Annotated in this window: 7 protein-coding genes; 4 read left to right on the plus strand and 3 right to left on the minus strand. The window is 57.0% G+C overall.

The window, feature by feature from the left end:
* Both Q0510_RS13425 and Q0510_RS13430 read left to right on the plus strand, forming a co-directional pair.
* Nucleotides 1-1,766: glycosyltransferase (locus tag Q0510_RS13425; protein ID WP_298712538.1), on the plus strand; the 1,766-nt coding region annotated here is incomplete at its 5' end.
* 5 nt (nt 1,767-1,771) lie between these two features.
* Nucleotides 1,772-2,815 carry a glycosyltransferase family 4 protein gene (locus Q0510_RS13430; protein ID WP_298712541.1) on the plus strand — a complete coding sequence of 348 codons (1,044 nt, stop codon included), beginning with the start codon at nt 1,772-1,774 and terminating at the stop codon, nt 2,813-2,815.
* Nucleotides 2,816-2,819: 4 nt separating this feature from the next.
* On the opposite strand, the gene Q0510_RS13435 is transcribed toward Q0510_RS13430, so the two are convergent.
* The 3 genes from Q0510_RS13435 to Q0510_RS13445 are packed head-to-tail and all read right to left on the minus strand — an operon-like array spanning nt 2,820 to nt 7,024.
* On the minus strand, nt 2,820-4,283 hold the full coding sequence (locus Q0510_RS13435; protein ID WP_298712544.1) for a glycoside hydrolase family 130 protein: 1,464 nt from the start codon (nt 4,281-4,283) through the stop codon (nt 2,820-2,822).
* A 35-nt stretch (nt 4,284-4,318) separates the two neighbouring features.
* A complete protein-coding gene (locus Q0510_RS13440; protein ID WP_298712546.1) occupies nt 4,319-5,590 on the minus strand; it encodes a glucose-1-phosphate adenylyltransferase in 1,272 nt (423 codons plus the stop codon).
* Nucleotides 5,591-5,602: 12 nt separating this feature from the next.
* Nucleotides 5,603-7,024: a glycogen synthase gene (locus tag Q0510_RS13445; protein ID WP_298712549.1), complete on the minus strand. Its 1,422-nt coding sequence runs from the start codon at nt 7,022-7,024 to the stop codon at nt 5,603-5,605.
* A 159-nt stretch (nt 7,025-7,183) separates the two neighbouring features.
* On the opposite strand from Q0510_RS13445, the gene Q0510_RS13450 reads away from it, so the two are divergent.
* Both Q0510_RS13450 and Q0510_RS13455 read left to right on the plus strand, forming a co-directional pair.
* Nucleotides 7,184-7,696 carry a DinB family protein gene (locus Q0510_RS13450; RefSeq protein ID WP_298712552.1) on the plus strand — a complete coding sequence of 171 codons (513 nt, stop codon included), beginning with the start codon at nt 7,184-7,186 and terminating at the stop codon, nt 7,694-7,696.
* A gap of 37 nt (nt 7,697-7,733) precedes the next feature.
* On the plus strand, nt 7,734-8,181 hold a 448-nt coding region (locus Q0510_RS13455; RefSeq protein WP_298712554.1), incomplete at its 3' end, for a DUF72 domain-containing protein.

Consider the following 8,181-nt stretch of genomic DNA (forward strand, 5'->3'; position numbering starts at 1 on the left):
GCCACGGAAGTGTCGCCCACTTGCAGATGGACGTGACCGATGCTGCCGCCCTCGATTCCTTCGGCCTGCTGAGCCGCAACAAGGGTATCGAAACCGTGATCAACGCGCTGCCGCAGGTGATCGAGCGGCACCCGGACGTGGTGTACGTGGTGGCTGGCAAAACCCATCCCGCCGTTTTACGGGGTTCGGGGGAAGAATACCGCCAGAGCCTGCAACAACTTGTGGAAACGCTGGGGATCGCCGGCCACGTGTATTTCCTCGATTCGTTCCTGTCGGAAGACGATCTTTTCGCCTGGCTCACCCGCAGCCAGGTATATGTAACGCCTTATCTCAGCGAAGCGCAGATTACCAGCGGAACGCTGACGTACGCCCTGGGCGCGGGCGCCGCCGTGCTTTCCACGCCTTACTGGTACGCCAGCGAGCTGCTGGCCAACGGCCGCGGGAAGCTCTTCGGTTTCGGCCAGCACGAAACCCTCGGGCAGCTGATCCGCTCGCTGTTCGACGAGCCCGCCAAACTGGAAACCCTCCGCGAAAACGCCCTCTCCTACGGCCGCGAGCTGCAATGGAGCCGGATGGGCGGGCGGTACCTCCAGCTGGCCGGGAAAATCCTCGCCACCCCGCGCGCCGCAACGATGGCCGGGCCTCTGCCCGATTCCTCCGCGCTGCCGCCCCTCAACCTCACCCATATCCGCAGGCTGACCGACGATACCGGCATCGTGCAACACGCCAAATACGGCATTCCCAACCTCAAGGAAGGATATTGCGTCGACGATAACGCCCGCGCGCTGATGATGACGCTCATGGCCCAGCAATACCGTAAAGGGAAAGAAGGCCCCGAGCTGCTGCCCATCTACCTCAGCTTTATCCATTATATGCAGACGCCCGACGGCAATTTCCGCAACTTCCTCAGCTTCAGCCGCCAGTACCTCGACGAGGTAGGCTCCGAGGATTCGTTCGGCCGCACCGTCTGGGCCCTGGGATACCTCATCCGTTTCGCACCCAACAACTCCTACCGCGAGTTCGCATATGAACTGTACCACCGCTCCATCCAGCACTTCGAGGCGCTGGAGCACCTGCGCGGCCGGGCGAACAGTGTCATAGGAGTTTGTCACTATATTCTGCAACATCCCGCCGACGAAGGTATGGTCCATATCCTGGAACGGCTGGTGCAACCGCTGGCCGATGCCTGGGAACGCAATTCCACAAGCGACTGGCGCTGGTACGAGAAATCGATGACGTATGATAACGGCATCCTTCCTCTCGCCATGCTCCACGCCGCGGAGGCAACCGGCAACGAAAAATGGCGGGCCATTGCATTGGACAGCCTATCTTTCCTGGAAAACCTCACCATGGCGCATGGTTATTTTTCGCCAGTGGGCAACAACGGATGGCACTGCGAAGGTGGCGCCTGCCCGCTGTTCGACCAGCAGGCGATCGAAACCATGGCCATGGTACTCATGTACCAGCAGGCGCATACCGTTACCGGCGATACGGATTATCTGCGTAAAATGTACACCTGCTACCAGTGGTTCCTCGGCGAAAACGTGCTCCGCATCCCGCTGTACGACCACGAAACCCACGGCTGCTGCGACGGTTTGTCGGCCGCGGGGCTCAACCGGAACCAGGGTGCGGAATCCACGCTCGCGTATTTTATTTCACATTTAGCCGTTTTACAGTGCTGCGAAGCAATCCCAAAACCGGAAAAAAACGTTCGTACCACTATTATCACCACCAACACCACAAACGTTATCAGTAAAATCGGTTAACACAAATGAAAATCGCGATCCTTTCCCCCGTGGCCTGGCGCACGCCCCCCGTGCACTACGGGCCATGGGAACAGATTGCGTCCAACGTCACGGAAGGACTCGTCCGCCGCGGCCTGGACGTAACCCTGTTTGCCACCGCCAATTCCATTACCGGCGCAAACCTCAAAGCAGTTTGTGAAGCCGGTTATGAAGAAGACCGCAGTCTTGACGCCAAAGTCCAGGAATGCATGCATATCAGCATGCTGATGGAGGAGGCAGACAAGTTTGACATCATCCACAATCATTTCGATTTCCACCCGCTTACCTACAGCAGGTTGATCCCTGTGCCGATGGTGACCACCATCCATGGGTTTTCGTCCGAAAAGATCGTCCCGGTTTTCGAGCGGTACAACGACGTATCCCATTATGTAGCCATCAGTGACTCCAACAGGCACCCCGAGCTGCGATATGAGGCTACGGTGTACAACGGCATCAACCCGGCGCAATTCGATTTCAACGGCGCCGCGGGCGATTATCTCCTGTTTTTCGGGCGGCTTCATCCGCACAAGGGCGCGCACGACGCCATCGCCATTGCGCAGCGGACCGGTATGCGGCTCATCATTGCGGGGATTATCCAAAATGAGCAGTATTTTAAGGAACAGGTGGAGCCGCATATTGATGGCGACCAGATACAGTACGTGGGGCCTGCCGGGCCGGAAGAGCGCCGGCGCCTTATGGGCAATGCCTTTGCGCTGCTGCACTGCATTCATTTCGACGAGCCTTTCGGCCTGAGCGTGGCCGAATCCATGATGTGCGGCACGCCCGTGATCGCCTACAACCGGGGCTCTATGCCCGAGCTCATCCGTACGGGTGAAACGGGGTTCCTGGTGCGGGATGTGGACGAAGCCGCGGCTTCCGTGGCAGACATCGCATCCCTCGACCGGCGGCAATGCCGGCAATGGGCCGAGTCGCGGTTCAGTGTAGACAGGATGGTGGATGATTATATCGAAGTGTACAAGCAGGTGCTGGCAAAAACGCCCCCGTATAAAACGAGGGCGCGTATCTTGTAAGTTGTTATCCTTCTTTTACTCTTTGCAGGAGATCTTTCAGATGTACGGTCGCGAAGGTGGACGCGTAATCCGATAATCCATATGGTATGAGCAGTTCCTCGTTATGAATGAGGGCGCCGCAGCTGTAGAGGACATTGGGCACGTACCCTTCGCGTTCGTCTTTATTCGGAATGATGAGCGGTTCGCGGAGGCGGCTGATCTCGATTTTTGGATCTTCCAGGTCGAGCAGCGTTGCGCCCAGGCAATACCTGCGCATGGGGCCTACGCCGTGGGTGATGACGAGCCAGCCTTCCGGGGTTTCTATCGGAGATCCGCAGTTCCCGATCTGGACGAACTCCCAGGGATATTTCGGGGTTTGCAGGATCTCGGGGTTCTCCCAGATATTGATCTTGTCGGAATACATGATGTAATTGTTGATCCCGTCGATACGCGACATCATCGCATACTTCCCGTTGATCTTTCGCGGAAACAGCGCCAGGTTTTTGTTCTGCGCGCCTTCGCCGTACAGCGGCATGATCTTGAAATGATAGAAATCCCGCGTTTGCAGCAGCTTCGGCTGGATGGTAATGCCATCGAAGGCGGTGTAGGTGGCGTAATACGTAACGCCGCTCTTGTCGCCGGTGTATTTCACGAACCTGGCATCTTCTATCCCCCGGCTTTCCGCATCCGAATACGGGAAAATTACCCGGTCCGAAAGGTCGGTATCCAGAGAAAAATTGATTTCATAATAACTGTCTGCCAGCCACAACAGCCGTTCCAGCCCGCGTTTCAGGAGGTGATCCACCTGGTAGCGTTGTTGCATTTCGCGGATGACTTTCTTCAGTCCTACATAATCGAATGTATCCGGCAGAGAGGCGGCCACTTCACGGAACACGGAATCGGGCAGGCTGATGGAAACGGCGTTCTGGAAGAAAATCTGTTTGTGGTAGATGGTGTTGCGGATGATATCCGGTTCGTCCACATAATTCCCCGCCGGGATGATGGTCACGTTGTTCTCACGGTCCACGATCGCCTGCCGGAATACGATGGACGAAACGTGCCCTTCGCCTACCGCCCTGAAGCTGAGTATGACGCGTTTTTCGCCTTCTTCCAGGTTGCTCTGGTCGGGATCTTCCACGATGGAAGGGTTGAAAAACGCGGCGGATTCGATGGAAAATTCATTGGTGAAATAAGAGCCGATCAGCAGTTTCCGTTTCATGGGGATTTTATCGAAATCCAGGCCCAGCGCCTGGATGAGGGGCTTCACCTTCTCGGCGTGCCTTTCGAATATCCGGGTAATATTCCGGTGGCGGCGCGAAAATTCGCGGAGCAGCGGGATGACCGACCGTTCCACGTCTTCGTCCGACATCTCGGTGACTTTCAGAATAATGCCCTTAGCCCGGGCGTCTCCGTTGAAGAAGAACCGGGCCACCACGCGTTTGAGGTCCGGAGTGATCTTGGCCTTTTGCCTTTCTATGGGTATGCGCATATATGCCTAATTTTTAAAGCCTTGCGCCCGGCGGATCAACATTGAAAGCCGTCGGGCAGCACCGCTCCTTTCTTCACAACAACGATGCCATCCTTCACCGTATACTTCTCGAAATCACCATCTTCGAGGTGCTTCCCGCCATTGATCCGTACGTCGTTGCCGATGCAGGCGTTCTTGTCGATAATGGCATTGTTGATATAGCAGCGGTCGCCGATCCCAATGGGCGGGCGGCCCGCCGCCTTCGCCTGGTTGATCTCGTCCAGCGTTTGGTACTTGTCGTTCCCCATGAGGTAAGCATTGCTGATGGTGGTACCCTTCCCGATACGGGTACGGATGCCCACCACGCAGCGCTCGAGGCGGCTGGCGTTGATGATGCAGCCGTCGGCGATCACCGTTTTCTCCAGCGTGGTGCCCGAAATCTTGGCGGGCGGCAGCATGCGCGCGCGGGAGAAGATCGTTTTGGCGTCGTCGAAAAGATTGAACTGGGGGATATCGTCTGTCAGCTCCAGGTTGGCTTCGAAGAAGGAAGAAATATTCCCGATGTCGGTCCAGTAGCCCTCGTACTGATAGCTCAGCACCCTGCGCTCGCCGATGGAATTGGGAATGATTTCCTTCCCGAAATCGGTAGCGTCTGGCTGGTTGTGCAGCAGTTCGTACAACAACCCTTTGTTGAAGATGTAAATCCCCATCGAAGCCAGGTAATTGCGGCCGGCGCGTTCCATGTCAGGACCGGTGTCCGACGTCCAGTCGGGCAGCAGATCCTTTTTCGGCTTTTCGATGAAGGAGGAGATGAAGTTCTCTTCATCGGTTTTGAGGATGCCGAATTCCGTGGCTTCCCGCGCATGTACGGGAATGGTGGCGATGGAAATGTCGGCGCCTTTCTCGATATGGTTGCGGATCATCTCCCGGAAATCCATCTGGTAAAGCTGGTCGCCGGAGAGGATGAGGATGTATTTGTAATCGTAATTCTCCAGGTGGCGGATGGTTTGCCGCACCGCGTCGGCCGTGCCCTGGAACCAGGTGGGGTTGTCGGGCGTTTGCTCCGCAGCCAGGATATCTACGAACGCCTTGCTGAAATGGCTGAAGTGGTAAGTGTTCTTGATGTGCTGGTTCAGCGAGGCGGAATTGAACTGCGTGAGCACGAAAATGCGGTGCAGATCGGCGTTGAGGCAGTTGGAAATGGGAATGTCGACAAGCCGGTATTTGCCGGCTACCGGCACAGCGGGTTTGGAGCGGCTGCGTGTCAGGGGATAGAGGCGCGTTCCGGCGCCTCCGCCAAGGATGATCGAGATCACTTCGTTAGACATAACGTTCGGTGTTTATGTGAGGCTGGTATAAAGGTCCATGTACTGACGGGCAGCTTTGTTCCAGGAATGATCCTGCTGCATGCCCGTTTTCCTGATTTTATTGAATGTCGTTTTGGTGCCGTAGAGCTCCAGCGCCCGCCCGATAGCGTGGTGCAGGTCGCCGCCCGTGGGCTGAAAAAACCTGACGCCGGTGCCGCCCTCGTCCCCGAAGTCGGTAACGGTATCGCGGAGGCCGCCGGTGGAGCGGACGACCGGTATGGAGCCATACCGCATGGCGTACATCTGGTTCAGGCCGCAGGGCTCCACGCGCGAGGGCATCAGCAGGAAATCCGCGCCGGCGTACAGCCGGTGGCTCAATGCCTCGTTATAACCGATGTACACGCCAAAGTGTTCACCGTTTATATGGCGCGCCTGCTGCATGAGCCATTCGATATGCGCGTCGCCGCTGCCGAGGATGAGGCAGTTGAACGCCCCCGGATGGTCGGACAGCGCGCGCCCTACGGCGTCGGGGATGAGATCGGCGCCCTTATCGCCCACCAGCCGCCCGATAAAAACAAACAGCGGCAGGTCTTTTTTGAATCCGTATTCTTCACAGATGCTTTCTTTATTGGCTTTCTTGCCTTTGGTAACATCTTTTATGCCATAGTTCGCGGGCAGCATGGGGTCGGCCGACGGGTTCCACACATCATCATCGATCCCGTTGAGAATCCCCCGCGCCTTGGCTCTTTCCGCGTTCAGCAATCCTTCCAGCCCGTTGGCGGCGTGGTACAGCTCTTCCATGTAACTGGGAGATACCGTGTTGATCCTCCAGGCGCACTTGATGGCCGAGGCCAGGGGGTTGATGGCGCCGTTCCAGTCGAGCAGGCCGCTTTTCCAAAGATCGAATGAAGGAATGAGGTAGAGCTTATCCCACCCGAACTGCCCCTGGTACTGGGCGTTGTGGATGGTCAGCACGGTAGGTATGTCTTTCAACCCGCTGTATTTCCGCCCGAATTTAAGCAGGAACGGGATGAGGCCGGTATGATGATCGTGGCAATGCACCACATCCGGCTGGTGCTGCCATTCGCTGAGCCAGTCGAGCACCGCCACCTGGAAGGCCAGGAAACGCTCCGTATCGTTGGCGTAGCCGTAAACGTTTGGCGTGTCGAGCAGGCCGGGGATATCGACCTGGTAGAAGTCGAACCCCAGCGCGTTGGTGTTTTCCTTCCATACATTGAAATGATACCAGTCATGCCCCAGCCAGAGCCCGCCCTGGTGCACGAGCCCGAACTGAAATTTCCCGCTTTCGCGGAAAGCATTCCGGTAAGCGGGGATCACCACCTTGGCGATGGCCCCTTCCTGGAACTGGTATTTGGGGAGTGCGCCCACTACATCCGCCAGGCCGCCTACCTTGGCGGCCGGGTAACATTCCGCGCTGACGTGCAATATTTCCATACTGATTATAATTTAATCCGGAAAGTCCAGATTACAAAGGAATCGTACACAAAAAAATGATTTTCAGGAAAGTTGGAATATATAGCTTCCCGTTATCCCCATTTCCCCATCACCCCGGAATGGCATAGAATTTTCGTAATATCACATAAAATCCACCATATGCTGTTACAATCCTTACGCGCAGAGTTCGAACAGGAAGTAAAAAGCACCCGGAAGCTGCTTGAAGCCGTCCCCGCCAAAGACATCGGCTTCAAGCCCTCCCCCGTTTCCTGGACCATGGGCGAGCTCGCCCAGCACATCGCCACCATTTATTATTGGTACGTGGGCACCCTCACCAAATCGGTCTACGACCTCACGGCCGATCATATCGAACGCGGCGCCCCGTCCGACATTGCCGCCACCCTGGAGCTGTTTGAGAAAAACGTGGCGCTGGCCCGCCAGGCACTCGCTTCCACCACGGAAGAAAGCCTGCAGGAAAACTGGACCATGCAGGCCGGCGGACAAACCGTACTGGGCCCCATGCCCCGCGGCGCCGTAGCCCGCGGGTTCCTCTTTAATCATATTTACCACCACCGCGGCGAGATGATCGTTTACCTCCGCGCCACCGGCAACAAAGTTCCCGGCCTCTACGGCCCCACCTACGAGCAAAGCCAGGCGCAGAAAGGGGGATAATCGGGACCATTTCCCCCGAAAGCCCTATTTTGCAGGTATGAAATTCGGACAGACCGACGCGGCCCTGCTGGCCGAAACCGACTTCAAACTTCCCGCCGAGCCCGCCTTCAACCAGGGCGCGCTGCCCGGCAAACCTTTCTCTAAGCCGGTGATCCGCCTGGGTTGCACCACCTGGAACCGCAAAGACTGGGTGGGCGACATCTTCCCGAACGGCACCCGCGAAAAGGACTTCCTCACCGAATATGCCCGCTCCTTCGCCAGCGTGGAACTGAACGCTACGCATTATAAAATCTATGGGCCGGATACCATCACCGGATGGGCGGAGAAAGTGAAGAACCCGGATTTCCGGTTCTGCCCCAAGGTGCCGCAGTCCATCAGCCATTATAGTAACCTCGTGAACGCCCGCGAAAGCACCACGGCCTTCCTGGAGGGCGTGCTCGCTTTCGGCGAGATGCTGGGGCCCATTTTCCTGCAGGTAGGCGAAA

Source organism: uncultured Chitinophaga sp., from assembly GCF_937874145.1.
Taxonomy (GTDB): Bacteria; Bacteroidota; Bacteroidia; order Chitinophagales; family Chitinophagaceae; genus Chitinophaga.

Excerpts from the sequence above, each read along its gene's own strand:
- Q0510_RS13440 (WP_298712546.1), bottom strand. The coding sequence starts at position 5,590 with ATGTCTAACGAAGTGATCTCGATCATCCTTGGCGGAGGCGCCGGAACG.
- Q0510_RS13435 (WP_298712544.1), bottom strand. The coding sequence starts at position 4,283 with ATGCGCATACCCATAGAAAGGCAAAAGGCCAAGATCACTCCGGACCTC.
- Q0510_RS13430 (WP_298712541.1), top strand. The coding sequence starts at position 1,772 with ATGAAAATCGCGATCCTTTCCCCCGTGGCCTGGCGCACGCCCCCCGTG.
- Q0510_RS13450 (WP_298712552.1), top strand. The coding sequence starts at position 7,184 with ATGCTGTTACAATCCTTACGCGCAGAGTTCGAACAGGAAGTAAAAAGC.
- Q0510_RS13445 (WP_298712549.1), bottom strand. The coding sequence starts at position 7,024 with ATGGAAATATTGCACGTCAGCGCGGAATGTTACCCGGCCGCCAAGGTA.